The organism is Pseudomonas sp. B21-054, assembly GCF_026016345.1.
Lineage (GTDB): Bacteria > Pseudomonadota > Gammaproteobacteria > Pseudomonadales > Pseudomonadaceae > Aquipseudomonas.
The window spans coordinates 2,206,106-2,233,083 of sequence record NZ_CP087204.1; the positions used below are offsets into that span (position 1 = coordinate 2,206,106).

Annotated in this window: 29 protein-coding genes; 14 read left to right on the forward strand and 15 right to left on the reverse strand. The window is 59.1% G+C overall.

Features of this window, described 5'->3' with window-relative positions; genetic code table 11:
• Window positions 1-136: 136 nt before the first annotated feature.
• Complete coding sequence (locus LOY70_RS09765) at window positions 137-1,600, forward strand: glyceraldehyde-3-phosphate dehydrogenase (RefSeq protein ID WP_123341953.1); 1,464 nt, start codon at window positions 137-139, stop codon at window positions 1,598-1,600.
• Window positions 1,601-1,771: 171 nt separating this feature from the next.
• Here LOY70_RS09765 and LOY70_RS09770 read toward each other — a convergent pair whose 3' ends face one another.
• A complete protein-coding gene (locus LOY70_RS09770) occupies window positions 1,772-3,070 on the reverse strand; it encodes an MFS transporter (RefSeq protein ID WP_265035851.1) in 1,299 nt (432 codons plus the stop codon).
• A gap of 234 nt (window positions 3,071-3,304) precedes the next feature.
• On the opposite strand from LOY70_RS09770, the gene LOY70_RS09775 reads away from it, so the two are divergent.
• Window positions 3,305-4,294, forward strand: coding sequence for an FAD:protein FMN transferase (locus LOY70_RS09775; RefSeq protein WP_265035853.1), 990 nt, complete (start codon window positions 3,305-3,307; stop codon window positions 4,292-4,294).
• A gap of 211 nt (window positions 4,295-4,505) precedes the next feature.
• Window positions 4,506-5,900: a Si-specific NAD(P)(+) transhydrogenase gene (sthA, locus tag LOY70_RS09780; RefSeq protein ID WP_003183399.1), complete on the forward strand. Its 1,395-nt coding sequence runs from the start codon at window positions 4,506-4,508 to the stop codon at window positions 5,898-5,900.
• Between the two features lie 42 nt (window positions 5,901-5,942).
• On the opposite strand, the gene LOY70_RS09785 is transcribed toward sthA, so the two are convergent.
• A complete protein-coding gene (locus LOY70_RS09785) occupies window positions 5,943-6,665 on the reverse strand; it encodes a glycerophosphodiester phosphodiesterase (RefSeq protein ID WP_123341950.1) in 723 nt (240 codons plus the stop codon).
• Window positions 6,662-7,258 carry a PilZ domain-containing protein gene (locus tag LOY70_RS09790; RefSeq protein WP_123341949.1) on the reverse strand — a complete coding sequence of 199 codons (597 nt, stop codon included), beginning with the start codon at window positions 7,256-7,258 and terminating at the stop codon, window positions 6,662-6,664. The genes LOY70_RS09785 and LOY70_RS09790 overlap by 4 nt, the downstream gene beginning before the upstream one ends.
• A gap of 94 nt (window positions 7,259-7,352) precedes the next feature.
• On the opposite strand from LOY70_RS09790, the gene LOY70_RS09795 reads away from it, so the two are divergent.
• The 3 genes from LOY70_RS09795 to LOY70_RS09805 all read left to right on the forward strand — a co-directional run bounded on the left by LOY70_RS09795 (window position 7,353) and on the right by LOY70_RS09805 (window position 10,602).
• Window positions 7,353-8,603: a lipoprotein-releasing ABC transporter permease subunit gene (locus LOY70_RS09795; RefSeq protein WP_265035858.1), complete on the forward strand. Its 1,251-nt coding sequence runs from the start codon at window positions 7,353-7,355 to the stop codon at window positions 8,601-8,603.
• Between the two features lie 7 nt (window positions 8,604-8,610).
• Entirely contained in the window at window positions 8,611-9,294 is a 684-nt protein-coding gene (gene lolD, locus LOY70_RS09800) for a lipoprotein-releasing ABC transporter ATP-binding protein LolD (protein WP_185045809.1), read from the forward strand.
• A gap of 63 nt (window positions 9,295-9,357) precedes the next feature.
• Window positions 9,358-10,602 carry a lipoprotein-releasing ABC transporter permease subunit gene (locus LOY70_RS09805; protein ID WP_025212764.1) on the forward strand — a complete coding sequence of 415 codons (1,245 nt, stop codon included), beginning with the start codon at window positions 9,358-9,360 and terminating at the stop codon, window positions 10,600-10,602.
• 172 nt (window positions 10,603-10,774) lie between these two features.
• Here the strand turns inward: LOY70_RS09805 and LOY70_RS09810 are convergent, their stop codons facing one another.
• The gene (locus LOY70_RS09810; protein ID WP_265035863.1) at window positions 10,775-12,127 is read right to left on the reverse strand and encodes a heavy metal sensor histidine kinase; all 1,353 of its coding nucleotides are present in this window, start codon (window positions 12,125-12,127) and stop codon (window positions 10,775-10,777) included.
• The gene (locus LOY70_RS09815) at window positions 12,124-12,804 is read right to left on the reverse strand and encodes a heavy metal response regulator transcription factor (RefSeq protein ID WP_265035865.1); all 681 of its coding nucleotides are present in this window, start codon (window positions 12,802-12,804) and stop codon (window positions 12,124-12,126) included. Before LOY70_RS09815 ends, LOY70_RS09810 begins: the two co-directional genes overlap by 4 nt.
• A gap of 157 nt (window positions 12,805-12,961) precedes the next feature.
• Here LOY70_RS09815 and LOY70_RS09820 point away from each other — a divergent pair, with 157 nt between their 5' ends.
• Both LOY70_RS09820 and queF read left to right on the forward strand, forming a co-directional pair.
• On the forward strand, window positions 12,962-13,483 hold the full coding sequence (locus tag LOY70_RS09820; protein WP_265035867.1) for a cupredoxin family protein: 522 nt from the start codon (window positions 12,962-12,964) through the stop codon (window positions 13,481-13,483).
• 61 nt (window positions 13,484-13,544) lie between these two features.
• Window positions 13,545-14,375, forward strand: coding sequence for an NADPH-dependent 7-cyano-7-deazaguanine reductase QueF (gene queF / locus LOY70_RS09825; protein ID WP_265035869.1), 831 nt, complete (start codon window positions 13,545-13,547; stop codon window positions 14,373-14,375).
• A 140-nt stretch (window positions 14,376-14,515) separates the two neighbouring features.
• Here queF and LOY70_RS09830 read toward each other — a convergent pair whose 3' ends face one another.
• Both LOY70_RS09830 and LOY70_RS09835 read right to left on the reverse strand, forming a co-directional pair.
• Window positions 14,516-14,779, reverse strand: coding sequence for a DUF4404 family protein (locus LOY70_RS09830; protein ID WP_265035871.1), 264 nt, complete (start codon window positions 14,777-14,779; stop codon window positions 14,516-14,518).
• A 109-nt stretch (window positions 14,780-14,888) separates the two neighbouring features.
• Window positions 14,889-15,509 (reverse strand): HAD family phosphatase, encoded by a 621-nt coding sequence (locus LOY70_RS09835; protein ID WP_123341943.1) that lies wholly within the window; start codon window positions 15,507-15,509, stop codon window positions 14,889-14,891.
• 203 nt (window positions 15,510-15,712) lie between these two features.
• Here LOY70_RS09835 and LOY70_RS09840 point away from each other — a divergent pair, with 203 nt between their 5' ends.
• The 3 genes from LOY70_RS09840 to rssC all read left to right on the forward strand — a co-directional run bounded on the left by LOY70_RS09840 (window position 15,713) and on the right by rssC (window position 18,411).
• Window positions 15,713-16,402: a VacJ family lipoprotein gene (locus LOY70_RS09840; protein ID WP_265035873.1), complete on the forward strand. Its 690-nt coding sequence runs from the start codon at window positions 15,713-15,715 to the stop codon at window positions 16,400-16,402.
• A 345-nt stretch (window positions 16,403-16,747) separates the two neighbouring features.
• Complete coding sequence (rssB, locus tag LOY70_RS09845; protein ID WP_025212772.1) at window positions 16,748-17,929, forward strand: two-component system response regulator RssB; 1,182 nt, start codon at window positions 16,748-16,750, stop codon at window positions 17,927-17,929.
• Window positions 17,929-18,411: an anti-sigma factor antagonist RssC gene (gene rssC / locus LOY70_RS09850; RefSeq protein WP_025212773.1), complete on the forward strand. Its 483-nt coding sequence runs from the start codon at window positions 17,929-17,931 to the stop codon at window positions 18,409-18,411. The genes rssB and rssC overlap by 1 nt, the downstream gene beginning before the upstream one ends.
• 216 nt (window positions 18,412-18,627) lie before the next feature.
• On the opposite strand, the gene tal is transcribed toward rssC, so the two are convergent.
• Entirely contained in the window at window positions 18,628-19,554 is a 927-nt protein-coding gene (gene tal, locus LOY70_RS09855; RefSeq protein ID WP_265035876.1) for a transaldolase, read from the reverse strand.
• 178 nt (window positions 19,555-19,732) lie between these two features.
• Window positions 19,733-20,752: a tRNA dihydrouridine(20/20a) synthase DusA gene (dusA, locus tag LOY70_RS09860; RefSeq protein ID WP_265035878.1), complete on the reverse strand. Its 1,020-nt coding sequence runs from the start codon at window positions 20,750-20,752 to the stop codon at window positions 19,733-19,735.
• 102 nt (window positions 20,753-20,854) lie between these two features.
• On the opposite strand from dusA, the gene LOY70_RS09865 reads away from it, so the two are divergent.
• The 3 genes from LOY70_RS09865 (at window position 20,855) to LOY70_RS09875 (ending at window position 23,490) form a co-directional block, all read left to right on the forward strand.
• Window positions 20,855-21,943 (forward strand): tyrosine-type recombinase/integrase, encoded by a 1,089-nt coding sequence (locus LOY70_RS09865; RefSeq protein ID WP_265035879.1) that lies wholly within the window; start codon window positions 20,855-20,857, stop codon window positions 21,941-21,943.
• Between the two features lie 121 nt (window positions 21,944-22,064).
• On the forward strand, window positions 22,065-22,994 hold the full coding sequence (locus LOY70_RS09870) for a hypothetical protein (RefSeq protein ID WP_265035881.1): 930 nt from the start codon (window positions 22,065-22,067) through the stop codon (window positions 22,992-22,994).
• A 1-nt stretch (window position 22,995) separates the two neighbouring features.
• Complete coding sequence (locus LOY70_RS09875) at window positions 22,996-23,490, forward strand: hypothetical protein (protein ID WP_265035883.1); 495 nt, start codon at window positions 22,996-22,998, stop codon at window positions 23,488-23,490.
• 56 nt (window positions 23,491-23,546) lie between these two features.
• Here LOY70_RS09875 and LOY70_RS09880 read toward each other — a convergent pair whose 3' ends face one another.
• From LOY70_RS09880 to LOY70_RS09905, 6 genes are read right to left on the reverse strand one after another with little or no spacing between them, the layout of a single operon-like run.
• Complete coding sequence (locus LOY70_RS09880) at window positions 23,547-23,816, reverse strand: pyocin activator PrtN family protein (protein WP_265035885.1); 270 nt, start codon at window positions 23,814-23,816, stop codon at window positions 23,547-23,549.
• On the reverse strand, window positions 23,813-25,555 hold the full coding sequence (locus LOY70_RS09885) for a DNA cytosine methyltransferase (protein ID WP_265035887.1): 1,743 nt from the start codon (window positions 25,553-25,555) through the stop codon (window positions 23,813-23,815). Before LOY70_RS09885 ends, LOY70_RS09880 begins: the two co-directional genes overlap by 4 nt.
• Window positions 25,552-25,803, reverse strand: a complete 252-nt coding sequence (locus LOY70_RS09890; protein WP_265035889.1) for a hypothetical protein — start codon at window positions 25,801-25,803, stop codon at window positions 25,552-25,554. Before LOY70_RS09890 ends, LOY70_RS09885 begins: the two co-directional genes overlap by 4 nt.
• Window positions 25,800-26,342: a phosphohydrolase gene (locus LOY70_RS09895; protein WP_265035890.1), complete on the reverse strand. Its 543-nt coding sequence runs from the start codon at window positions 26,340-26,342 to the stop codon at window positions 25,800-25,802. Before LOY70_RS09895 ends, LOY70_RS09890 begins: the two co-directional genes overlap by 4 nt.
• Window positions 26,339-26,560: a hypothetical protein gene (locus tag LOY70_RS09900; protein WP_265035892.1), complete on the reverse strand. Its 222-nt coding sequence runs from the start codon at window positions 26,558-26,560 to the stop codon at window positions 26,339-26,341. Before LOY70_RS09900 ends, LOY70_RS09895 begins: the two co-directional genes overlap by 4 nt.
• Window positions 26,557-26,973 (reverse strand): hypothetical protein, encoded by a 417-nt coding sequence (locus tag LOY70_RS09905; RefSeq protein WP_265035893.1) that lies wholly within the window; start codon window positions 26,971-26,973, stop codon window positions 26,557-26,559. The genes LOY70_RS09900 and LOY70_RS09905 overlap by 4 nt, the downstream gene beginning before the upstream one ends.
• Window positions 26,974-26,978: the final 5 nt, after the last annotated feature.

The window sequence follows — 26,978 nt, forward strand, 5'->3', positions numbered from 1 at the left end:
GACAATTGTAGCGGGGGAAGGGGGTGGCTGTCAGTCGCAGACTACCTTGGCAGACAGGAAAACCACGGTGCGACGGGCGCGCATTGCTCCGCGATGGACTCGGCGGCATAATGTAGCCCCTTTTTTCAGCCCCTACATGTGGAAGGTTACCGTGACTCAGAAGCCCGACCAGTGTCTTGGTGAATGGATTGATCGTGAAGCTCTCGCAGAAGCGATGATCCCTCTCATCGGTCAGCTCTACCGCAATAACAACGTGGTGAGCTCGATCTATGGCCGCAGCCTGATCAACCAGTCTGTCATCGCGATCCTCAAAGCCCACCGCTTTGCTCGCCACCGTTCTTCCGACGACAGCGAACTCTCCGTCCACGAAACATTCCCCCTGCTCAAGGCCATGAGCGAGCTCAAGCTCGGCGCGGCTTCGGTGGATCTGGGCAAGTTGGCGTTCAAGTTCCGCAACGAAGGCAATGGCCGTAGCGCCGAGCAGTTCGTGCGTGAAGAGATGGCCGATGTGGTTGGCCAGCAGAACGCTTCGCCTCGCAAAGGCACTGACGTGGTCCTGTACGGCTTCGGTCGTATCGGCCGTCTGCTGGCGCGCATCCTGATCGAAAAAACCGGTGGCGGCGACGGCCTGCGCCTGCGGGCGATCGTGGTGCGTAAAGGCGCCGAGAACGACCTGACCAAGCGCGCCAGCCTGCTGCGTCGCGATTCGGTCCATGGTTCGTTCAACGGCACCATCATCATCGATGAAGAAAACAACACCATTCTCGCCAACGGCAACCTGATCCAGGTGATCTACGCGAAGAGCCCGACCGAGGTGGACTACACCCAGTACGGTATCAAGGATGCACTGCTGGTGGACAACACCGGCGTATGGCGTGACGCCGAGGGCCTGGGCCAGCACCTGGCCTGCCCGGGCATCGACCGCGTCGTGCTGACTGCGCCTGGCAAGGGCAAACTGAAGAACATCGTCCACGGCATCAACCACGGCGAAATCACCGCTGACGACAAGATCGTCTCCGCTGCGTCTTGCACCACCAACGCCATCGTGCCGGTGCTCAAGGCAGTGAACGACAAGTTCGGCATCGTCAACGGTCACGTCGAAACGGTTCACTCGTACACCAACGACCAGAACCTGATCGACAACTTCCACAAGGGCGACCGTCGTGGCCGCAGCGCCGCGCTGAACATGGTCATCACCGAGACCGGTGCCGCCACCGCCGCTGCCAAGGCCCTGCCTGAGCTGGCCGGCAAGCTGACCGGTAACGCGATCCGTGTGCCTACGCCGAACGTGTCGATGGCCATTCTCAACCTGAACCTTGAGAAAGCCGCCACCCGTGAAGAGATGAACGAGTACCTGCGCTACATGGCGCTGCACTCCGACCTGCACAAGCAGATCGACTTCGTTAACTCGCAGGAAGTGGTGTCCACCGACTTCGTGGGCTCGCGCCACGCCGGTGTCGTGGATGCCGAGGCCACCATCAGCCAAGACAACCGCGTTGTTCTGTACGTCTGGTACGACAACGAATTCGGTTACAGCTGCCAGGTGGTTCGCGTGATGGAAGACATGGCCGGGGTAAACCCGCCAGCGTTCCCGCGCTAAGCCTTAGCCGCTTGTGAAAACGCCCCGACTTGTCGGGGCGTTTTTTTGTCCAGAGGTTTTGTGTTGAGTGCGCCGGCCTCTTCGCGAGCAAGCCCGCTCCCACAGTTGACCGAGTTGTTGCTGATGTATGCGGTCCAATGTGGGAGCGGGCTTGCTCGCGAAGGCAATCTATCAGGCGCCGCTCACCATCGAAGCCTGTGCGGTCCGCAGTTCATGACGGTTGCCCTTGAACAACACCAGGGTCGCAATCAACCCCAGCACCGCCGCCCCACTGAGCCATATCCCCGGTGCAGCCTTGTTGTCGAGCACATGGATCAGATAGGTACACGCCGCCGGGGTAAACCCGCCGAACGTAGCCGTCGCCAGGCTGTAGGCCAGGGAAAAACCGGTGGTACGCACTTCAACCGGCATGATTTCCGTCAAGGCCACCACCATGGCACCGTTGTAGGATCCATACAGGAACGACAACCACAGCTCGACAATCAGCAAATGGCTGAAGCTGGGGTTCGCCACTAACCAGGACAGCGCCGGGTACGCCGTCAGGATCGCCAGGATAGTCGCGCCGAGCAGCAGGGGCTTGCGTCCGATTTTGTCGGAGAGCGCCCCCATCACGGGCAGCCAGAAGAAATTCGACAAGCCGATGCACACCGTGACCAGCAGTGCGTCCAGGTCCGACAGGTTCAATTCGGCCTTGCCGAAGGTCGGCGTGTAAGCGGTGATCAGATAGAACGACACCGTGGTCATCACCACCAGCGCCATGCCAGCCAAGACGATGCCGAAATTCTGACCGATGGAACGGACGATTTCCGACAGGGTGGGGCGGTGCTTTCTCGCCTGGAATTCAGGTGTTTCTTCCAGTGAGCGACGGATTACGAATATCGCCGGCACGATCATGCAACCCACCAGGAACGGTACGCGCCAGCCCCAATCGCCCATCTCCTGAGGGCTCAGCCAATGATTGAGACCCACCCCCAACAGGCCGGCAAACACCACGGCAGCCTGTTGGCTGGCGGATTGCCAACTGACAAAGAAGCCCTTGCGCCCTGGCGTGGAGATTTCCGCCAGGTACACCGATACACCGCCCAGTTCCACACCGGCAGAAAAGCCTTGCAGCAATCGGCCCAGCAGCACCAGCAAGGGCGCCGCCACGCCCAGGACGGCGTAGCCCGGCACGCAGGCGATCAGTACGGTGCCCAGGGCCATCATCGCCAGGGTGATGATCAAGCCTTTGCGGCGCCCGTGGCGGTCGATGTAGGCGCCGAGAAAAATTGCCCCCAGGGGGCGCATCAGGAACCCGGCACCGAACGTGGCCAGGGACAGCATCAGCGAGGCGAATGCACTGTCGGTAGGGAAGAACGTCTTGGCAATGGCCGTGGCGTAGAAGCCGTAGACCATGAAGTCGAACATCTCCAGGAAGTTGCCGCTGACAACGCGAAAAATCGCCTTGCCGTTGCTCGTGGTGGAAGACATGGGGTAGGTACTCACTCTGACAAATCTTGTATGGAGGTTGTATCTCCTGTGGGAGCGGGCTTGCTCGCGAAGAGGCCGGCACATTCAACACAGACGCTGCCTGCCTGACCGCTTTCGCGAGCAAGCCCGCTCCCACAGGATTTGCAGCTGGACTGACTAGCGCTGAAGCCCATAATGGCTGGCGCGGTTTTGAGGGGAGATGAAGATTTGTTAACTGGACGGTGGGGAAAGCTTGTGGTCCTGGTCGGCGTTTTGTCCGGCTGCGGCAATGGCGACACCCTGGAGCGCTTCGATGGCCCGGCCATGGGCAGTCATTATTCCATTCAATACGTCAGGCATTCCGCCACGCCCGGTCCGAAAGCGGTGCAGGCCGAGGTGGAAAACATCCTTGCCGAAGTGGATCGGCAATTCTCGACCTATCGCAGTGACTCGGACATCGAGCGTTTCAATGCATTGCCGGCCAATAGCTGCCAGGTCATGCCGGGGCCGGTCCTCGAATTGATCCGGGTCGGTGAACAGTTATCCATTCAAAGCGACGGCTCGTTCGACCTGACGGTGGAGCCGCTGCTGAACCTGTGGGGCTTCGGTCCCCAATCCCGAGAAGAGAAAGTGCCGACCACGCAAGCCTTGGCCCAGGTGCGCCAGCGCGTCGGGCATGGTCATTTGCGCATCGACGGCGACCGGTTGTGCAAGGACGCTGCGGTGGAAGTCGACTTCAACAGCATCGCCGCCGGTTATGCCGTCGACCGGATAGCCGCCAGGCTCCAGGCCCTGGGCATCGACAGTTACCTGGCCGAAGCCACCGGTGAACTCAAGGCTGCCGGGCGTAAACCCGACGGCTCGGCCTGGCGCATTGCCCTGGAGGCGCCGCGGGACGACCGGCAAGTGGCTGAGCGTGTCATCGAAGTCAATGGCTACGGGGTTTCGACCTCCGGTGACTACCGGCGTTATTTCGAGCAGGACGGGACGCGTTATTCCCACACCTTTGATGCACGCACTGGTGCACCGGTCCTACACAACCTGGCGTCAGTCACGGTGATTCATCCTTCGGCGTTGATGGCCGATGGACTATCGACGCTGTTGCTGATTCTCGGTCCTGAACGGGGTTGGGACTATGCCGAAAAGCACGGTATCGGGGTGTTTTTCGTTCTGCGCGATGGCAATGGCTTTGTCACCCGTACTAACGATGCATTTGAACGGATCAGTAACGGAAAAACCCAATGATGACAGCGTACTGAAAGGCCCCCTGTGGCGAAATAGCGCAGGCAAAACTAGCCTACGACGCGACCAAGGGGTAATGTGCGCGGCGTTGACGCTTCTATAGACTGTGGCCGGGCTCGTGAACCGGCCCCAAATTGTTCTTTCATGCCGCAGGCCGGCATGATTTAGCCGTATGTGCCAAATAAGGCACTGCGGCCTGTTCTGAGGAGTACGCATGGCTGTCTACAACTACGACGTGGTGGTACTGGGTTCCGGCCCGGCGGGGGAAGGCGCGGCAATGAACGCCGCCAAGGCGGGGCGCAAGGTGGCGATGGTCGACAGCCGTCGGCAGGTCGGCGGCAACTGCACCCACTTGGGCACCATCCCGTCCAAGGCCTTGCGTCACTCGGTCCGGCAGATCATGCAGTTCAACACCAATCCAATGTTCCGGGCCATCGGCGAGCCACGCTGGTTCTCCTTCCCGGACGTGCTCAAGAGCGCCGAGAAGGTGATCTCCAAGCAAGTGGCCTCGCGTACCGGCTACTACGCCCGCAACCGTGTCGACGTGTTCTTCGGCACTGGCAGCTTTGCCGACGAGCAGACTGTGGAAGTGGTCTGCGGCAATGGCGTGGTCGAGAAGCTGGTGGCCAAGCACATCATCATCGCCACCGGTTCGCGCCCGTATCGCCCGGCCGACATCGATTTCAACCATGCGCGGATCTACGATAGCGACACCATCCTGAGCCTGGGTCACACCCCGCGTAAGCTCATCGTCTACGGTGCCGGCGTGATCGGGTGCGAATACGCCTCGATCTTCAGCGGCCTGGGTGTGCTGGTGGAGCTGGTGGATAACCGCGGCCAGTTGCTGAGCTTCCTGGACTCGGAAATCTCCCAGGCCCTGAGCTATCACTTCAGCAACAACAACATCACCGTGCGCCACAACGAAGACTACGACCGTGTTGAAGGCGTCGACAACGGCGTGATCCTGCACCTCAAGTCCGGCAAGAAGATCAAGGCCGACGCCTTGCTCTGGTGCAACGGCCGTACCGGCAACACCGACACCCTGGGCCTGGAAAACATCGGCGTGAAGGTCAACAGCCGCGGCCAGATCGAAGTCGATGAGAACTACCGCACTTGTGTGCCGAACATCTACGGCGCCGGTGACGTGATCGGCTGGCCGAGCCTGGCCAGTGCCGCCCACGACCAGGGTCGTTCGGCCGCCGGCAGCATCGTCGACAACGGCAGCTGGCGCTTCGTCAACGACGTGCCGACCGGTATCTACACCATTCCGGAGATCAGCTCGATCGGCAAGAACGAGCAAGAGCTGACCCAGGCCAAGGTGCCGTACGAAGTGGGCAAGGCTTTCTTCAAGAGCATGGCGCGGGCGCAGATCGCCGGTGAGCCGCAAGGCATGCTGAAGATCCTGTTCCATCGCGAGACCCTGGAGGTGCTGGGCGTGCACTGCTTCGGCTACCAGGCTTCGGAGATCGTGCACATCGGCCAGGCGATCATGAACCAGCCGGGCGAGCTGAACACGCTGAAGTACTTCGTCAACACCACGTTCAACTACCCGACCATGGCCGAAGCCTATCGGGTAGCGGCGTACGACGGGCTCAACCGGCTTTTTTGAGCGGCTCCGGCCGGTGGCCTGAGCCGGCCGGGGAGACCGATTTCAGCCTTTCTCAAGCGTGGCAGTGGCCAAACCGGGAAAGTCTGTAATCAGGCTGTCAGCGCCAAAGTCGGCGAGCCTGCGCATCAGCGCGGGTTCGTTGACGGTCCACACCGACACATGCAGGCCTTGACGCTGCGCCTTGATCAGGCGTTCCGGCGTGCACAAGGTCCAGTTCAACGCCAGAATCTCACAGCCATAACTCTGGGCGACCTTCAGCGGGTCGAGCCAGGCGTATTCGGCCACCAGGCCGCGGGAGATATCCGGGGTCAGGTCCAGGGCAGCCTTGAGCACTTCCCGGGAGCTTGAGGTAATAGTGATTTTGTCCAGCAGCCCGAACCGCTGGGCCATTTCGCGGATCCCCAGCACGGTGGCGGCGGCACGGGTGCGTGAGGCGCTCTTGACCTCCAGCTGCCAATGCTCGAAATCACACTTCTCGAACAGCTCCTCCAGGCGTGGGATCGGGCACGGCTTGATCCAGCCCGGTCCACCCTTGCGCGCATCGTAGGTCACCAGTTCGGCAGCCGAATGCTCCACCACCTTGCCACGGCGATCAGTGGTGCGCTTGAGGGTCGGGTCGTGGATCACCATCAACTCGCCGTCCATGGACAGGTGCAGGTCCAGCTCGCAACGGCGTACGCCGTGCTTCAAGCACTCCTGAAAGCCGGTCAGGGTGTTTTCCGGTGCTTCGCCCTTGGCGCCGCGGTGGCCATAAATGAGGGTCACGGTTCTTCCTTATTGATACCTGATTCGTTCAGTTCCCGGGCCAGGCGCCGTTCTTGCGCCTGTTTCTGCAGGATGTAGCGGGCCAGCAACTGGCGCTGGGCGTCGGTGGGGCGTTCGAACTCGGTGCCGACGTCGTAGCCGTCGCCCTTGGGGTCACAGTGGGTGACCCGCGCTCGCAGCAGCAAACCGAGGGCCTGGGGCATCAGCACCAGCTTGATCGACAAGTGGGCGCCGACGGCGATTGGCGTGGGGTATTGGAAGTCGACGCCGCCTTCGGAAATGATCACCGGCTGCGGTTCGCCGATTTCGCCGAGCACCGTCAGGGCAATCACTTGGCTGAGCAGGTCGATGCGTTTGTTCATCGCCTTGAGGTACGCCGCGACGCTGCGTTCGCGCTCGCTGATCTGGCGCAGCAGGTGCTGTGACTCGAATTCACTCAGGTGCAGTTCACTGAGCAGGTTGAACAATGGAGAAGCATCCTGCAACACTTCCTGGCTGGCAGCTTCAGGAATGGAGAGGGGCCGAATTTCCAGTGCGATCGTGTCCTCGATACGGTAGTATTCGCGGCGATCTTCTTCATCTAATGTCGACATGGCGAACCCATGGTAGCGGCGGTGGTCTGAGTGTAAAGCTGGTTTGTGACCCCCGCCACAAGGACGTTCCTTTTCCCTCCGAACAAGCCCCGACATGTTCAGACCTCTCTTCGTATTTATCGGCACGCGTTATACCCGTGCAAAGCGTCGCAATCATTTCGTATCGTTCATTTCCCTGACATCCATCATCGGACTGGCCCTTGGCGTGGTCGTGATGATTGTCGTGCTCTCGGTGATGAACGGCTTCGACCATGAAATGCGCACCCGCGTGCTAGGCATGGTGCCCCACGCGACCCTCGAAACCGGCGAAGCCATCAACGATTGGCCGAGCCTGGCCGCCAAGGTCAAGCAGAACCCGCAGGTGCTGGCCGTGGCGCCATTCATCCAGATGCAGGGGTTGCTGACCAACGACGGCAAAGTGTCCAAGGTGTTGCTCAATGGCATCGACCCCGGGCTCGAGCGGCAGGTATCGATCATCGATAACTTCATGCAGCAGGGTAAACTCGACGACCTGGCGCCCGGCAGCTTCGGCATCGTCATCGGTGACAAGGCCGCGGCCAAGCTCGGCGTGGCCATCGGCGACAAACTGACCTTCGTCGCCCCGGAAGTCACCGTGACCCCGGGCGGCATGTTCCCACGCATGAAGCGCTTTACCGTGGTTGGCATTTTCCATGTCGGCGCTGGTGAGCTGGACGGTTACCTGGGTGTCACCAACCTTCAAGATCTGGCGCGCCTGCATCGCTGGAAACCGGATCAGGTCCAGGGCCTGCGGTTGAAATTCGACGATCTGTTCCAGGCCCCGCGTGTGGCCTGGACCATCGCCCAGCAGCTTGGCGAAGACCGCTACTACGCCCGGGACTGGACCCGCACCCACGGCAACCTGTACCAGGCGATCCGCATGGAAAAAGCCATGATCGGCCTGCTGCTGTTGCTGATTGTCGCCGTGGCGGCGTTCAACATCATTTCCACGCTGGTGATGGTGGTGAACGACAAGAAGGGTGACATCGCCATCCTGCGTACCCTTGGCGCCACGCCGGGGCAGATCATGCGGATCTTCATGGTCCAGGGCACCGTCATCGGCGTGATTGGCACTATTGTTGGCGCCTTGGTCGGGATGTTCGCCGCGCTGAACGTCAGCGCCGCGGTTGCCGCCCTCGAAGGCCTGATCGGGCACAAGTTTCTCAACGCCGACGTGTACTTCATCGACTACCTGCCGTCGCAATTGCAGGCAGATGACGTGTTGATGGTCTGCGGCGCCGCGTTGGTCCTGAGTTTCCTCGCCACCCTGTATCCAGCCTGGCGTGCCGCGCGCACCCAGCCTGCGGAGGCGTTACGTTATGAGTGAGTCGGGCATGAGTGAAAAAGCAATCTTGAGCTGCCGCAACCTGGGTAAATCCTACGAGGAAGGCCCGGAGTCGGTGGTGGTGTTGTCGGGCCTGCAGCTGGAGCTGCACCCTGGCGAGCGCGTGGCGATTGTCGGCACCTCCGGGTCGGGCAAAAGTACTTTGCTCAACCTGCTGGGCGGCCTCGATACGCCGTCCGCCGGCAGTGTCTGGCTGGCAGGCGAAGAACTCTCGGCGCTGAACGAAAAGGCCCGCGGCCTGCTGCGCAACCGGTCCCTGGGGTTCGTTTACCAGTTCCACCATTTGCTGCCCGAGTTCACCGCGTTGGAAAACGTCTGCATGCCGCTGTTGATCGGCCGCACCGCGATTCCTGAAGCCCGTCAGCGCGCTACGGCCTTGCTGGAGCGGGTCGGGCTGGGGCATCGCCTGGAGCACAAACCGGCCGAACTGTCCGGTGGCGAGCGCCAGCGCGTGGCGATTGCCCGGGCCCTGGTCAACAAGCCAGGCCTGGTAATGCTCGATGAGCCGACCGGCAACCTCGACTCCCACACCGCCCAAGGCATCCAGGACTTGATGCTGGAGCTCAGCACGTCGATGCGCACCGCGTTCCTGGTGGTGACCCACGACATGAACCTGGCCCGGCAGATGGACCGCGTCCTGCACTTGCAGGAAGGTTGCCTGACGCCCATCTGACCGACCGAAACCCGGTGTTTGTGACGAACGCCGGGTCTTTTATTTTTATACGGTGCCCCGCGAATGTTCAGACCGTTATCGATCTTTATCGGCACGCGCTATACCCGCGCCAAGCGCCGCAATCGCTTTGTTTCGTTCATTTCCATGACCTCGATGATCGGCCTCGCCCTGGGCGTGCTGGCGATGATTGTGGTGCTGTCGGTGATGAACGGCTTCCAGCGCGAAATGAGCTCGCGCATCCTCGGCATGGTGCCCCACGCCACCATCGTCGGTGTCAATCCGATCGACGACTGGCAGCCGGTGGCCGCCGCGGCGCTGAAGAATCCTGAAGTGACCGCCGCCGTGCCGTTCACCGAGATGGAAGGCATGCTCAGCCACAAGGGTTCGATGCAGCCGATCCAGATCAGCGGCATTGACCCGGCCCAGGAAGGCAAGGTGTCCATCGTGGCCCAGCATATCGTCCAGGGCCGTCTCGATGCGTTGAAGCCGGGCGAATATGGTGTAGTGATCGGCGAAATCACCGCCCGGCGTTTTCGTCTGAACGTCGGCGACAAAATCACCCTGATCGTGCCGGAAGTCAGCACCGCACCCGGCGGAATTACCCCGCGGATGCAGCGGCTGAACGTGGTGGGCGTGTTCAAGGTCGGCGCCGAGCTGGACGGCTCCATGGCCCTGATCCACCTGGCCGACGCCGCGCAGATGCAGCATTGGCAGCCAAACCAGGTGCAGAGCGTGCGCCTGGCGGTGAAAGACCTGTATGCCGCGCCGCAAGTCTCTGGCGACATCGCCACCGGGCTCGGCGCGGACTTCAAGGCCGACGACTGGACCCACACCCAGGGCAGCCTGTTCAGCGCCATGAAGATGGAAAAAACCATGATTGGCTTGCTGTTGTTGATGATCGTCGCGGTGGCAGCGTTCAACATCATCGCCACGCTGATCATGGTGGTGAACGACAAGGGCGCGGATATCGCGATTCTGCGCACCATTGGCGCCACGCCGCGGCAGATCATGGCGATCTTCATGGTCCAGGGTACGGTGATCGGTGTGGTCGGCACGCTGATTGGCGGCGTGCTCGGGGTGATTGCGGCGTTGAACGTCAGCGCCCTGGTGGGTTGGCTGGAACGGGTCAGTGGGCAGCACATCTTCAGTTCCGATGTGTACTTCGTCAGCAACTTGCCGTCGGAGCTTCAGCGCGGCGATGTGCTGCTGATTTGTTCCGCCGGGTTCATTCTGAGCTTCCTTGCCACCGTGTACCCCGCGTGGCGTGCGGCGAAGATCGAGCCGGCGCAGGCGTTGCGGTATTCCTGATACCCCAGGGGTGGCCGCGAGACCCTTGTGGCGAGGGGATTTATCCCCGATGGGCTGCGAAGCAGCCCTAAACCCTGATAGCTCGGTACATCAGGCCGATTAAATTGACTGTCTTGGGGCCGCTTCCCGGCCCAGCGGGGATAAATCCCCTCGCCACAGGGGGGCGTCGGGCTTAATCCACCTTCGGCAATTCGATCAGGAACCGCGTCCAGCCATCGGCTGATTCACAGCGGATCTGCCCGCCATGGGCGCGGATGATCGAGCGGGTAATCGCAAGTCCCAGCCCTGCATGTTCGCTGCTGCCTTCCTGGCGAGCCGGGTCGGCGCGGTAGAAACGGTCGAACAGGCGCGGCAACAGGTCCGCCGCAATCCCCTCGCCACTGTTCTCCACGCTGACGCACACCACCTGAGCCTCATCGACAATCCGCACCCGCACTTCGCCGCCGTCGGGGGTGAAGCGCAGGGCGTTGTCCAGCAGGTTGGACAGGGCCCGGCGCAACATGCTGCGGTCACCCTCGATGGGGCCTTCGCCCTCACGACTCAAGCGAACGTTGGCGTCTTCGGCCAAGGGCGCGAAGAATTCCAGCAGTACGTCGACCTCCGCTGCCAATGCCAGCGGTTCGCGGTTGGGCGCCAGCAGGCCGTGGTCGGCCTTGGCCAGGTAGAGCATGTCGTTGACCAGTTGCGCCATCCATTGCAGTTCTTCGAGGTTGCTGTGCAAGGCCTCGCGGTAGTCCTCCAGCGGGCGCTCGCGGGTGAGGGTGACCTGGGTGTGGGTCAACAGGTTCGACAATGGTGTGCGCAATTCATGGGCGATGTCGGCTGAGAACGCCGAGAGTCGTTGAAAGGCGTCGTCGAGGCGTCCGAGCATGGCATTGATGCTGTGGGCCAGTTCCGCCAGTTCTGCGGGCATTTGCTCTTCAGGCAGTCGGGCGTTGAGGGAGCGGGCCGAGACGCTGCCGGCGATGGCGCCCATGCGTCGCAACGGCCGCAAGGCGCGTCGGGCGGCCCACGCGCCGAGCAGGGCGGTGGCCAGGGCCGAGAGGCCCACGGTCAACCAGATCAGGCGCTGCATGCGTTGCAGGAAGTGCTGGTGATGGGTGATGTCCAGCAACAGCGTCAGTTGCGGCGAATTGGGTTGGTCGGGATACAGCGGTGCGTTCAACACGCGGTAAGCGTTGTCGCCATCGTTGAGGGTGGACAAGCCGGGACGCTCCGGCAGCTGAGCAGGAATCCGGATCGAGCTGTCGTACCAGCGCACGCCATCGCTGCCCTTGATGCGCAGCGCCAGGTCGGCCTGACGGCTCAGTTCATCTTCCAGGCGGCCCTGGGTCTGTTCGGCGTCGAAGTCTTGCAGGGCGTGGCGCAGGCCGATCAGCTTGCCTTCCAGCAGTTGCTGGTCCAGCTCGATGAAGTGCGCCTCGCTGCCCCGGCTGAACAATACTCCAGCAAACAACGACACCACGGCGGTGCAGGCAGCGAACAGCAGGGCCAGGCGGCTACTCAGCGACCACTGGCCCCTCACAGGCTGCGCTCTTCAAGCACATAGCCCATGCCGCGCACGGTGTGGATCAGCTTGTTGGGGAAGTCATCGTCAATCTTGATGCGCAGGCGCCGGATGGCGACTTCGATGACATTGGTGTCACTGTCGAAATTCATGTCCCAGACTTGGGATGCGATCAGGGATTTGGGCAGCACTTCGCCCTGGCGGCGCAGGAGCATTTCCAGCAAGGCGAACTCCTTGGCGGTGAGGTCGATGCGCCGACCGCTGCGTTCGACGCGGCGGCGGATCAGGTCCAGGCGCAGGTCGGCCAGTTGCAGGCTGGTTTCCTGAGGCGTCGAGCTGCCCCGGCGCAACAGGCTGCGCACCCGCGCCAGCAGCTCGGAAAAAGCGAAAGGCTTGACCAGGTAATCATCGGCACCCAACTCCAGGCCGTGCACTCGATCCTGTATCGCATCCCGCGCCGTGAGAAACAGCACGGGTGTATCCAGGCCAGCCCCGCGCACCGCTTGCAGAATCTGCCAGCCATCGCGGCCGGGCAGCATCACGTCGAGGATCAGCAAGGCATATTCACCGCTCAAGGCCAGTTGCTGGCCGGTGACGCCGTCGGCCACCAGGTCGGCGTTGAACCCGGCTTCGCCCAGGCCTTGGCGCAGGTATTGGCCGGTTTTGGTTTGGTCTTCGACGATCAACAGTTTCATGGGCGGCTCGATGCAGGGTTGGAACGAGGGCGTTATACCGTGGCAGGCGGGCCCGTGGCGCAACCTGACAAAGTTGTAATCGAGCTGTCAGCCGATTGGCAGGCGTACAGCGATAGAGTTCTCCACAAGCTGAACCTTATCCGCTTGGAGTATGAACATGTTAATGGGAAACCGCTTGATCCTGGCCGCTTGCGCATTGCTTCTCGGTGCGCCGTCGTGGGCATCGCCGGGCCATGTTGATTTCGGCCAGCCCGCGCCGGCAGCCAAGGCCAGTCGCAGCATCGAGGTGGTGATGAGCGACATGGCGTTTAATCCTGGCGCGCTCGATATCAAGGCTGGGGAGACCGTACGCTTCGTGTTGATCAATAAAGGCCAGTTGCTCCACGAATTCAACCTGGGCAACGCCGCGATGCATATCGAACACCAGCAGGAAATGCTGAAGATGCAGCAGAGCGGACAGATGACGCCGACCGCGATGAAGCCAGGGATGGGTCATGGCGCCATGAACCACGACCAGGCCGGCATGAAACACGACGACCCCAACAGCGTGCTGGTGGAGCCGGGTAAAACCGCCGAGCTGACCTGGACGTTCACCAAGGCCACGCGCCTGGAGTTTGCCTGCAATGTCCCCGGTCATTACCAGGCCGGGATGAAGGGCGACCTGACTGTCAGTCAGTAAGCACTCAAAGGCTGCGGCAAAGGCTGATAGAATCCGCTGATTCTTCAGTCAGGTTTCCGTCATGCATCCCGCAGCCGAACATTCGCCGCTGGGCAAATCCAGCGAATACATCGCCACGTACACGCCGTCACTGCTGTTTCCGATCCCGCGCGCCGCGAAATGGGCGGAATTGGGCCTGACGGCCGAGACCTTGCCGTACAAGGGCGTGGATTTCTGGAACTGTTTCGAGCTGTCGTGGCTGTTGCCATCCGGCAAGCCGGTGGTGGCCATCGGTGAATTCTCGATCCCGGCGGACTCGCCGAATATCATCGAGTCCAAATCCTTCAAGCTGTACCTCAACTCCCTGAACCAGACCCCGTTCACCGATACCGCAAGCCTGGAAACCACTCTGCGCCAGGACCTGTCGGCGGCGGCCGGGAAGCCGGTGGGCGTGCAGGTTCGCAGCCTCAAGGATGTGGAAAGCGAAGGCATCGTGGCGCTGCCCGGTGCGTGCATCGACGACCTGGACATCAGCGTCGACTCGTACGAGCACCCGCGTCCGGAGCTGCTGCGTTGCGATGATTCACGCATCGTCGAGGAAAGTTTGCACAGCCATCTGCTCAAGTCCAACTGCCCGGTGACCAGCCAACCGGACTGGGGCAGCGTGGCGGTGGAGTATCGCGGCGCGGCCTTGGACCATGCCAGCCTGCTGGCCTACATCGTCAGCTTCCGCCAGCATTCGGATTTTCATGAGCAATGCGTGGAGCGGATCTTTCTCGACCTGCAATGCCTGCTCAAGCCGGAGAAGTTGACGGTGTATGCGCGGTATGTGCGTCGTGGTGGGCTGGATATCAATCCGTATCGCAGTACCGAAGCGGTACAGTTGCCGAATAACCGATTGGTTCGCCAATAAAGCCCCCAGTGGGAGCGAGCTTGCTCGCGATGGGGCCAGCCCATTCAACATTGATGTTGCTTGAAACTCCGCTATCGCGAGCAAGCTCGCTCCCACAAAGCCCTGCTATCAACAGCAGGGCTTTTTGCATTTGGCGGGGGTCAGATTCCCATATTGCCCAAGGTTTGCACGATATTGCGCAAGGTCCCGGCGAGGGTGGGATGTTCCAGTTCGAAGCGTTCGACGGCCAGGTTCACATTGTCAGCGAGGTTGGTGTCCTGTGTCTTGGTTTCCAGCTCAAGCTCAAGTTCGATCTGTTGCATCAGCGCGTGCAAGTCATCGCGCTCGACTTCCGACAGCGGTGGATTCTGTTCCAATTGCTCGCGCAGTTTATTGAGCTGTTCTTGCAATTCGCGGGCAGGCATTGGCGTACTCCCTTTATTGATAGGCTCAGCCATGGACCGCGACGGTGCGTCAAAAGTCCATGGCTTGCCTTAAGAGTAATCCACCCTTACGGCCCCTGCATGATCCGGGTCATGGCTTCTCGCCTTTGAGTCGGCGCAGGCTGATATCGGCCAGGCAGGTGTCGAGTTCGCCCAGGTGATCGATCACCGAATGCACGCCCAGGCTGAACAATTGCACGGTGGCCTTGGCGCGCTTGGTTTCCCGTTGCTGTTGGCTGAGCGCCTGCCATTCGACAGGCGCCAGGCCACACAATGAGCCACAGGACGCCAACCCGATGGTCCATAAACCCGCGTTGAGCCCTGATTGCAACAGCTTGGGTTCACCGCTGACCAACACGCAGCCGTCCAATTGCTGGACATTCAGCGCCATCAAGGCTTGCCAACAGGCATGAGGCGCCGGCCAAGGATTATTTGTTGCTGGAAGTTGCGGCGGTTTGATCCAGCTCGGCAACGAAGCCGCCAGGGCATGGCCGGTGGCGGGTGGTAGTTCGTCGAGCCAGGCGCAGGGAATTTCCTGACGGTGCAAGTTGTGTAAACATTCGAGGGCGCCAAGCGTCGGTTGCGCATGCTCGACCGGGGCTGCCCCTGGCTGACGAATGCGCGCCCCGAAATCCACCAGGCATCCGCTAAGGCCAAACAATACGGCAGTCAGGCTGGGAGCGGGGAGGGGCAGGGCTTCGGCGCGGGGCATGGGAACGTCCTTGAAATAACCAGCAGCCTAACGGTCCTCCATGACAGTCCGGTGACAGTGAAATGAAGGCGCTGGGTGGCAGAAGTGTCCTAAAATCTGCTTCGTTTTTTCAATGCTGTCAGTAGGACTTTTCCGCCTTATACTAGCCAGCTTACCGCCTGGGCTCGGCGCCCTTGCCTGAACAATCCAAGGAGTTTTCCCCTATGCGCTGGAGCCATCGTCTAGCTCAGCTGTGTCTTTCCGCCGGCGTCCTGCTGGTTCCGTTCGCCACCCAGGCCGCGACGGAAGAAGATCCTTGGGAAAGCATCAACCGTCCGATCTTCACCTTCAACGACACCGTCGATACCTATGCGCTCAAGCCATTGGCCCAGGGTTATCAGTACGTGACGCCGCAGTTTCTCGAAGACGGCATCCATAATATATTCCGCAACATCGGTGACGTGGGCAATCTGGCCAACAACGTGCTGCAGGCCAAGCCGGCCGCCGCCGGGGTCGACACGGCCCGTTTGATCTTCAACACCACCTTCGGCCTGCTGGGTTTCTTCGACGTGGGCACCCACATGGGCCTGCAGCGCAGCGATGAAGATTTCGGCCAGACCCTCGGCTACTGGGGCTTGGGTAGCGGGCCGTATGTGATGCTGCCACTGCTGGGCCCAAGCACCTTGCGTGACGCGCCGGCCAAGCTGGTCGATGACTACACGGCCCCGTATCGCTATATCGATAACGTCTCGGTGCGTAACTCAATTCGCGGCCTGAACGTCGTCGACACCCGCGCCAGCCTGTTGTCGGCCGAGAAAATGGTGAGCGGCGACAAGTATGTCTTCATCCGCAACGCCTATCTGCAAAACCGCGAATTCAAGGTCAAGGATGGCCAGGTCGAAGACGATTTCTGATTTCGACTCATAAACCAGGAAGGCGGCCCAAAAGGCCGCCTTCTGTGCTTTGAGCGCGGGTTCGAGCCGGTTTGATCCTTCCATTGAGTTACGCTTCGCTCGGTTCTTATAACTCTCTGTGCTTTGACAAATAAAGACGGCAAGCGGCTATCTGCCTGAGCTTGAAACGCCCCGCGGATGGGAGTACCGTCTGCGCCTTAGAAGGGCACCTCTGATGTAACTGTGTGTAGGGAAAAGACCTGAAACCGGTACGACAGAGAGGCTAGAAAGCGAATCCAGTAGTGCGTGCCAGGTCAAGTTGCCCCAGCCCGCTACGCCAACCTAATTCTGGCGCCGTTTGCCCACATGCCAAAAACCAGTGCCACGCTGCTGATAATCGATGATGACGAAGTGGTGCGAGCCAGTCTCGCGGCCTACTTGGAAGACAGTGGTTTCAGCGTCCTGCAGGCCAGCAATGGCCAACAGGGTCTTCAGGTATTCGAGCAAGACAAGCCCGACCTGGTCATCTGCGACCTGCGCATGCCGCAGATGGGCGGACTCGAACTCATTCGCCAGGTCACCGAGATTTCCTCGCAGACCCCGGTGATCGTGGTTTCGGGCGCGGGCGTGATGAATGACGCGGTCGAGGCGTTGCGCCTGGGCGCGGCGGATTACCTGATCAAGCCCCTCGAAGACCTGGCTGTGCTCGAGCACTCGGTGCGCCGGGCCCTGGACCGTTCGCGCCTGTTGGTGGAAAACCAGCGCTACCGCGAAAAACTGGAAACCGCCAACCGCGAGCTGGAAGCCAGTCTGAACCTGTTGCAGGAAGACCAGAACGCCGGGCGCCAGGTGCAGATGAACATGCTGCCGGTCAGCCCTTGGACCGTCGACGATTTCCGTTTTGCCCACCAGATCATCCCGTCGTTGTACCTGTCGGGGGATTTCGTGGACTATTTCCGGGTCGATGAGCGACGAGTGGCATTCTATCTGGCGGACGTTTCCGGCCATGGCGCTTCCTCGGCGTTCGTGACGGTGCTGTTGAAGTTCATGACCACGCGTCTGCTGTTCGAATCCAAGCGCAATGGCACGTTGCCAGAATTCAAGCCATCAGAAGTCCTTGGGCATATCAACCGAGGCCTGATCAGTTGTAAGCTGGGCAAACACGTCACCATGGTCGGTGGGGTCATCGACGAGGAGACGGGTTTGTTGACCTATAGCATCGGCGGTCACCTGCCGTTGCCTGTGTTGTATACACCAGACAGTGTTCGTTATCTGGAAGGACGTGGTTTGCCGGTGGGCCTGTTCAATGAGGCCACCTACGAAGACCACGTGCTGGAATTGCCGCCAGTATTCAGCCTGACGCTGATGTCTGATGGCATTTTGGACCTTTTGACAGAACCTACACTCAAAGAGAAAGAAGCGGCCTTGCCTGAACGGGTGAGAGCAGCGGGCGGCAGCCTGGAAGGCTTGCGTCAAGTGTTTGGATTAGCCACGCTAGGGGAGATGCCGGATGATATCGCCCTGTTAGTGTTGAGCAGGAAACTTTGATGAGTACTGGTAGAATCCAGTTCGCCGAGCAGGACGGCACCTTTGTCCTGAAGTTTGTCGGTGAAGTGCGCCTGACCCTGTGTTCGGCGCTGGATGCGACTATTGAGCGGATCTTCACCGCGCTGAACTTCAGCGCCATCGTGATCGATCTGACCGAAACCCGCAGCATTGACAGCACCACCCTGGGCCTGCTGGCCAAGCTGTCGATCCTGTCGCGGCAAAAGGTCGGCCTGCTGCCGACCGTTGTCACCACCCACAACGACATCACCCGTCTTCTGCAGTCCATGGGCTTCGACCAGGTGTTCAACATCGTTGGCGACCCCGTGCCATGCCCTGAGTGCCTGGACGACCTGCCTGACCAGGACCAGTCTGAAGAGGAAGTGCGGATCAAGGTGCTCGAAGCCCACAAGATCCTGATGGGGCTCAACGACTCCAATCGCGAAGCGTTCCATGACTTGGTGAATGCGCTGGAGCGGCCTTGAGCCTTGGGCTTGTGTAGGCTGCACCGGCCTCATCGCGAGCAAGCTCACTCCCACAGGTTTTATGGCATTCTCTTAATCGAGCCCAACCGACATCCCCTGTGGGAGCGAGCTTGCTCGCGATGGCGTTTGTCGACCCGCCACATCTCTTAAGTCAAGCGGCATAAAAAAGGGCGAACCCAACCAGGTTCGCCCTTTTTGCATGCCGGCTGAATCACCTCACAGCTTGGCTTGCAGCAACGCCTCCAGCTTCTCCTGGTCGCGGGCAAACTGACGAATACCTTCGGCCAGTTTCTCGGTCGCCATGGCATCCTCGTTGGACAACCAACGGAACTGCGCCTCATTGAGGATCAAACGTGCTTCCCCAGCCTGGCCTGGCGCCAGTTTGCGCTCGAGCTTGCCTTCATCGGCGGCCAGTTTCTCCAGCAGCTCAGGGCTGACGGTCAAACGGTCACAGCCGGCCAGTTGCTCGATCTGATTGAGGTTACGGAAGCTCGCGCCCATGACCACGGTCTTGTAGTCATTGGCCTTGTAGTAGTTGTAGATGCGCGTCACTGACTGCACGCCCGGATCATCCGCGCCGGTGTAGTCGTTGCCATTGGCTTTCTTGTACCAGTCGTAGATACGGCCCACGAACGGCGAAATCAGGAACACCCCGGCATCGGCACAGGCCGCGGCCTGGGCGAAGGAGAACAGCAAGGTCAGGTTGCACTGGATGCCTTCACGCTCCAGCTGCTCGGCGGCGCGAATACCTTCCCAGGTGGAGGCAATCTTAATCAACACCCGATCCCGGCCAATACCGGCCTTTTCGTACAGATCGATCAGACGATGCGCACGCTTCAGCATGGCCTCGGTATCGAACGACAGGCGCGCATCCACTTCAGTGGAAATACGCCCTGGGATCACTTTCAGGATTTCTTGCCCGACCGCTACGGCAAAACGGTCGCTGGCCAGGCCGACGTCACCCTTGCAGTCCGCGACGCAGGCGTTCAGCAGCTCGGCGTAGCCTTGGATGGCCGAAGCCTTGAGCAGCAGGGAAGGGTTGGTGGTGGCATCCACGGGTTTAACGCGGGCGATGGCTTCGAAGTCGCCGGTATCGGCCACGACGGTAGTGAATTGTTTGAGTTGTTCCAGCTTGGAAGTCATGAGCGTGCTCTGTCCTATGGGTCTGTTGACATTACCCGAGGGCCGGCAGCCACTCAAGGGCGTGAAGAGGTATCAACGGTCCCGGCGGCAACAACCTGAAAACGGCTGTTTGAAAGGCCGGGGCGGGTATCGGTAGATACGATGCCAAAACCGGCCGCAGGTTCAAAGCAAGTGACGGTTAACGTCCTTCCAGCAATTGCCCCGCCTGATCCAGTAACGCCAACGGATCCTTGGTCTTGTGAATATCCACCGACAACAACTGCCGAAACCGTCGCGCGCCCGGGAAACCGGTGCCCAGCCCGAGTACGTGGCGGGTGATGTGATGCATGGCCCCGCCAGCGGCCAGATGACTGGCGATATAAGGTCGCAACTGCGCCAACGCCTCGGCCCGGGTGATTACCGGCGCCGTGCTGCCGAACAGCTGCTGATCCACCTCAGCCAGCAGGTACGGGTTGTGATAGGCCTCGCGCCCCAGCATCACGCCGTCGAAAGTCTGCAAGTGCTCATGACACGCCTCCAGCGTCTTGATCCCGCCGTTGAGCACAATCTCCAGCTCGGGAAAGTCCGCTTTCAACCGAGCGGCCACGTCATACCGCAAGGGCGGGATGTCGCGATTCTCCTTTGGCGACAACCCCTCCAGAATCGCAATCCGCGCATGCACGGTGAAACTCGTGCAACCGGCCTCGTGCACCGTCCCGACGAACTCACACAATTGCTCGTAACTGTCCCGCCCATTGATCCCTATCCGATGCTTGACCGTTACCGGAATCGACACCGCATCGCGCATCGCCTTTACACAATCGGCCACCAAATCCGGATGCCCCATCAGGCAAGCGCCGATCATATTGTTCTGCACCCGGTCGCTGGGGCAGCCGACGTTGAGGTTGACCTCGTCGTAGCCGTGCTCCTGGGCCATCCGTGCGCAGGCGGCCAGGTCGGCAGGCACACTGCCGCCCAGTTGCAGGGCCAGTGGGTGTTCGGACGGGTGGTGGCGCAGGAAGCGTTCATGGTCGCCGTTGAGTAGCGCGCCGGTGGTGACCATTTCGGTGTAGAGCAGGGCGTGTTTGGAGAGGATGCGTAGGAAGAACCGGCAGTGGGGGTCGGTCCAGTCCATCATCGGCGCAACGCTGAAGCGGCGGGAAGGCTCTTGGCGAGATGATCCAGTGTTTACGGGCACTTTAGTTTTTTCTAAGTTCATTGATACTGATCTTTTATACAGCTGTTTTTACCCATTTTTCCTTGTTTTTGGAAAGCGGTTGCTACATTGTAGCAACCGGTCTCGGCAATGTAGCAACTGGATATGGGCACGATCACATCACGCAAGCGCAAGGACAATTCGACGGCCTACACGGCGCAGATACGGATTAATCGGGACGGGAAGACAGTTTATCAGGAAAGCCAAACCTTCGACCGCAAGCAGGTGGCTCAGGCATGGATCAAGCGGCGGGAGACGGAGCTGGCCGCGCCTGGTGCTATCGAACGTGCGAACCGGAAGGGGGTGACAATCAAGAAAATGATCGACCAGTACCTGGACGAGTACGAGAAGATCCGGCCGCTGGGGAAGACTAAGCGAGCAACCCTGACGGCGATCAAGGAGACGTGGCTGGGCGAGGTCGATGATTCGGCGCTGAATAGCCAGAAGCTGGTCGAGTTTGCTCAGTGGCGGATGAGCAAAGAGGGAGGCGGTGTCCAGGCGCAGACGGTCGGGAATGATCTATCGCACCTAGGCGCGGTCCTCTCGGTTGCTAGGCCGGCCTGGGGGTATGAGATAGATCCGCTTGCCATGACTGACGCTCGAAAGGTGTTGCGTAAGCTTGGAATGGTCACCAAGAGCAAAGAGCGCAATCGCCGGCCTACTCTTGATGAGTTGGACAAGCTGATGAAGCACTTCTTCGACATGCAGACTCGGGGTAATAACTCGATTCCTATGCCGAAAATAATCGCTTTCGCACTCTTTTCGACACGTCGGCAGGAGGAAATCACGCGGATACGCTGGGAGGATCTCGACGAATCCAGGCAGGCAGTGCTGGTTCGAGACATGAAGAATCCTGGTCAGAAGCTAGGTAACGATGTCTGGTGCCACTTGCCCGATGAGGCATGGGCGATCCTGAATTCAATGCCCAAAGTGGAGCGAGAGATTTTCCCCTTCAACGGTAAATCGGTATCAGCCTCTTTCACCAGGGCTTGCCCGTTGCTGGGAATAGAAGACCTTCATTTTCATGACCTGCGGCATGAAGGGGTGAGTCGGTTGTTTGAGATGGACTGGGATATTCCTCGGGTGTCGAGTGTTTCGGGGCATAGGGACTGGAACTCATTGCGGCGGTATACGCATCTGAGGGGAAGAGGGGATATTTATAAAGAGTGGGAGTGGTTAGGGAAGCTGGTTTAGCTGGCGTGTCGAAATCATGATGTGCGCGCAAATAGTGCGATTCCACATTGATATCACTTTGTAAAGCGGGTAAGTTGCGGATGTAGCTGAATAACAAAATTACGCCTCTGAAGGAAATATTGTGAAAGGAATCAAACCATTTTTGGTGTTGCGTTACTCATTGATCGAAAATAAGCAAGGCGCCCTTGTTCCTAAGGCTTTACCCAAACCCAAGGGGGCTGTTGTCGTGTCTGCCCTTCAGGATGATGGTCGAGAGTTTGTAAAAAATAAGGTTCGTTATAGTTTTGTAGGCTTTACTTATGTGGAGCCAATTGCTGATGAGTTTCCGAAGGGGCGATTTTTAGTAGGGAAAACAGCAAAGCATAAAATCACAAAAGTTGGTGATAAAATACCGGGCGATATAGTTCCTCACGACGCTGATGATTGGGTTCCTGTAATAACGGTTGTAGATGTTGTTGATCAGTATGTTTTCGTGCAGCATGATTGGCGGTTCGGTACAGAGGAGCAGATTGCAAACGCTATACATGCTGGGCTTAAAGATCCTGTGTCGGATGAGTTTAACTATTCGATATTTATTGAGCCTAAAACTATAAGGGGCGAGTTTTGGAGTGTGATTGAGTCTCACAAAAAAGTGTATGAGATTGAACTGGAGCTTATATCTCCTAATATACTTGAGACGAATGTGAAAGCTCGAGAAGCTCTAAAGGCTATGAAGGAGCTTTTTGGCCAAGACGAGGTTAGGATTACGCTTAGTAACGAATACGGTGATCTTAAGGTTCCAATATTGCCGGTTCAGGATTATGTGGATTATATTGAAGAGGGAGAAGGTAAGTGGAGCGTGACAACTGAAGGCGAAAATAATGGTAAGAAAATACATAAAAGTATATCTGCCATAGTTAAGGTTGACCTGAATGTTCCTTCGGACGACATAGTGATGCATGAGGGGCAGCTAGAACTGGAAACTGGGCAGCCTGCGCCGGGGCGTTCTGATAATGATGCGCGGATGGTGGCTGATGTTTATTCTGCAATAGGTGAGTTGTTGAGGCGTTAGTATGCTCCGCCTATCATTTGCTTTCTTTACTTCGTTCAGCCTTTTCTTTCTTTTGCTGTGGGGCACGGGAGGGGAGGCAGCACCATTGTTTGGTAGTGTTAATGCGGTCCTGTTCGTCTTGGGAGCATTGTTTGGTGCACTATCATTGGCGTTTTTCAATTACGTGGAAGGGGTAATGAAGGATGTTCCTAAGAAATTGAAGGTACAGAAGCCGCAAGCGTACAAGCTGGTCGTGGATGCTTTGACTGATTTGAAGCATGAGGTGATTGTTAATGTTGTTTTGGTAGTTGTTCTGTTGATGTTGGCGGTAGTTGTTGGCGCTTTTGGTGATATGGCGTTTGTGCAGAGATTGGTTCTGTCAGAGTATTGGGGTTGGGGGGTAATGTCGGTTCGTGGTGCTTGTTTGTTAAGCGTTCTTGTCGTGCTGTTTGTTCAGGCCGCTGGGTTCATAACTGCGAATAAGCTGCGGGCGGAAATATCCATGTATGGCGAGTAGTAACTGTATCTTACCTTTTCTAATTAGTAAGCGGGACCAAATCGGCCCCGTTTACTTTAAGCTGCTCTGCCCATCAATTGGTTTTGTTCTTTGGCTGCCTTTTCACGTTGGCGATCAATGTAGTCTGCTAAATCCTTAATGTGGATGCCTAGGGCGGCCTTTTGGCTGTTGGCCCCCAATCGAACTACCGGGATATCTATTTCCCCATCAAGTTGTTTGCGCTTGAATTTTTCTACAGTCAAGTGCATATAGTCCTCGCATACTTTTCCTAGCGGGATGACCGCTTGTCCTTCATATTGAGCCATCAGTAAGAAGAGGGTATTCATGCAGCCTCCATCATATCGCTTGTATTTTCGGTCATATTAGCTTCAATCAAAGCCATCATAGGCCAGGGAGAGACAGAGTTTCCTACCATCAATACCTGATCTTTCTTGCTGAACTTCTGGCCGTCGTGGCCATGGTCAATCACGTAGTTGTCCGGAAAGCCCTGGGCTCGGTAAAGCTCCCGGGGGGTCAGCATTCGCATGCCAATGTCGACGATGACGTACGGCGTGCCCCTGATAACTACGCTAACCAGTGCCAGCCGGTCCCGTGTCGTGATCGTGGCAGCCGGGTCGCGCAGGTCGTAGATATTGTCGGTGCCGTAGTACCCCATCAGGAAAGCGGCAACGCGCAGAGCGCCTTCCTTCACGTCTGGTGCGAGTGTGTACTCGAGCAGCGCGTGATGTTCTGCGCCGGCACAGATAGTTGAGATCGGCTCATCCGTCGCCCTGCCCACACAGTTCTTGCGCAAGGTCAGCAGATTGGCGGTCACCAACTGCTGTTGGCTGCCCGTCGTGGTTATCGCTGTCAGAGGTTGGGCTGGGTGCCGTCCCAACGTTTCGTTGAAGCCACCGTTGTGTTGTGCGATGTAGGCCACGGCGAGCGCGAAGTGTCCGCCCTTGACCTGTGCGCAGATGGTCCCCAGGGGTGCATCAGCGGCCATAGTTCGCTGGGTAGTTGCGTTGGCGTGCTCTGTGAGGAAAGGCGTGACTTGTGGTGTCACCAGGGCGAAGCCATGCGCGTCAGTGATGGTCTTGGTTGGATCTTGCACAGACTGGCATCGAGCGATGTCATTGCCCGAGTGATTGACGCTTACGATGAACGGGTCGGCATGATCAACCACATAGCGGCGGGCACCTTTGCGAACGCGCTCCATGGTTTTGCTTGCCAATGGTCGGCGTACACCAGCGGCACGGCCTTCTTCTTTCGTCAGAAAGATACTTGGGCAGGGGATCGACCAATCGATGATGCTGGCAGCGTTACGCCAAGCTTTTTGACCCTTCGCAGGTTCTTTGAAGTGGGTCGGCTCCGGCCAATACAGTGGCTTGCCATCGCATCGAGCGACCATGTAAAGGCGTTCACGTGTGGTAGCGGCGCCATAATCGCAGGCTTTGAGTTTTCCATGCAGGATGTCATAGCCCATGTTCTTGAGAATCTGCAAGAAGCGGCGCCAAGTCTTGCCCTTACGTTTCGGATCAGGCACCAGGTATTGATCCTGCACCGGAACGCGCTCGCCTGGTGCGGCCACGCTGCCGTCGCGGTGAATCACCCGGCCGGTGGTTTTGCATCGCTTAGCAATCAAGGGGCCCCATTGCAGGATCTGCCAGACGTTTTCCATAGTGATGAGGTCGGGTTTGACCTGCCCGGCCCACTTGACGGTGACCCACGACAGAGAGCGGCTGGCACTGCTGCGTGGTTGTCCTCCGGCGGCAAGGCTGTGATGGGTACATTCAGGGCTTGCGTGTAGGTGTGCGACGGGGCGGCCTCGTGTCGCCTTTCGGGGGCACACCTCATAGACGTCCGAGATGTAATGCTCTGCGCCTGGGTGGTTGCGCTTGTGCATGCTGATGGCTTTGGGGTTGTGGTTGATCGCGATATCGACGGCTTTGCCCGTAGCCATTTCCTGGCCCATGGTTGCGCCGCCACCACCGGCAAACAGGTCGACGCGGATCTTGCCCATGAGGTCGAGGCCAAATTGGGTGATGACGGCAGTGCTTATTGGGGTTTGGGAAAAGGCGGTCATACGCGGGCTCCATGCGTATACCCCACGACAGGCTGCGCGAGCGGGCGATTTTTAGCGATCAGCGTGGCTTCAGTTGCTGCTGCCCGGCGCAGCCTTTCATGGGGTGTAAGTGCCTCGGCAGTGGCATTGGAAGAAGCAGTAATGCCTGCTACTGCGCAGCAGAGACTGTTTTTTACAGGCGCGTCGACCCTACTAGCGCTGCGGAGCAAAGCGGACTGGGTTTGGGTGTAGTTCTGTTCGTTCTTCATGCCGCTTTCCTCCGGTGTTCAATAGCGAGTTGGTCCATCAGGCGCTGGTGGTAGGTGAGCCGGGCTTCGGTGGGCGACCACGGCCGGATGCGTTCGGGCGCGGGTTCAATGCCGACAAGGCAATCCCAGGTGGCCGGGTCGGGTGGCATCAGGTCGCGGCGTTCGGTGGCCAGGGCGATCAGGTCGGCTTGGGTGACGAATGCCGGCAGCTCCTGATCGATGCTGAATTGGGTGCAAATGCGTTCCCAGATCCAAGTCTCGACGTCCTGGTAGGCGTGCATCCACTGTTTGAGCGGCCGCACCATGTCGCCGATGTAGGCTTCGGTCGCATCGTGGAGGAGGGCGGCGAGTTTGTGCTCGGCCGGCACCAGATCCGCAACCAAGCAACTATGCTGGGCCACGCTGTAGAACTCGCGGGTGTGGCCGTTGAAGCGGCACAAATGTGCGAGCGAGTGCGCAATATCTCGTGGGTCGATCATGTCGACGTCCGGCTCGAACAGGTCAAAGCGTTTGCCGGTATGCGTGAGGATCCAGTTCATGCTGCCTCCTTGACCAGGTCGGCGAGCAGCAGGGCGTTCTGGGTGTCCTTGTGCAACTTGCGCAGGGCGTCGTAGCCGATCAGCAGCGACAGTTGCCGGTCGAACTCTTTGCGGAATCGAGTCACTTCGCGCAGTTCGGCGGTGGCTTTGGCGTGTTGCTGGTGCAGCGCGCTGGCGTCTTGAGGTGAGAGGCGTAGCATCGGGCTATGACGGCTCATGCTGCGTCCTCCACGTTGACCTGATCCAGCAGAGCGGCCATGCCCAGTGCTTTCTCGCGCAGGTCGAGCGCCTGCTGTGCCTGTGCCTTCGAGCTCATGGCGCGGAAGGTGTCAGAGGCCAGCCTCAGTTTTTCGGCGATCTGCATAAGCGTTTGGCGTTCTTGAGGGCCGAAGGCTTGGCTTTCTTTTAGCCGCTTCGCATGGGCTGCGAGGTGCTTGTGATCGGCACGGATGAATTGGAGGGATGCCTCCAATTCGCGGATAGCCTTGGCGTTGGCTGCTCTTTCGTCGTTCGTGCCCTCTTCGATACCTTCGACGCGGCCGTCAATGAGCCCGCCTCGGTAGCCGGTCCAGTAGATGAGGGTCGCGCCGACTATCAGGCCGATCAATGCGCAGATTTGAATTGCAGTCATGTGGT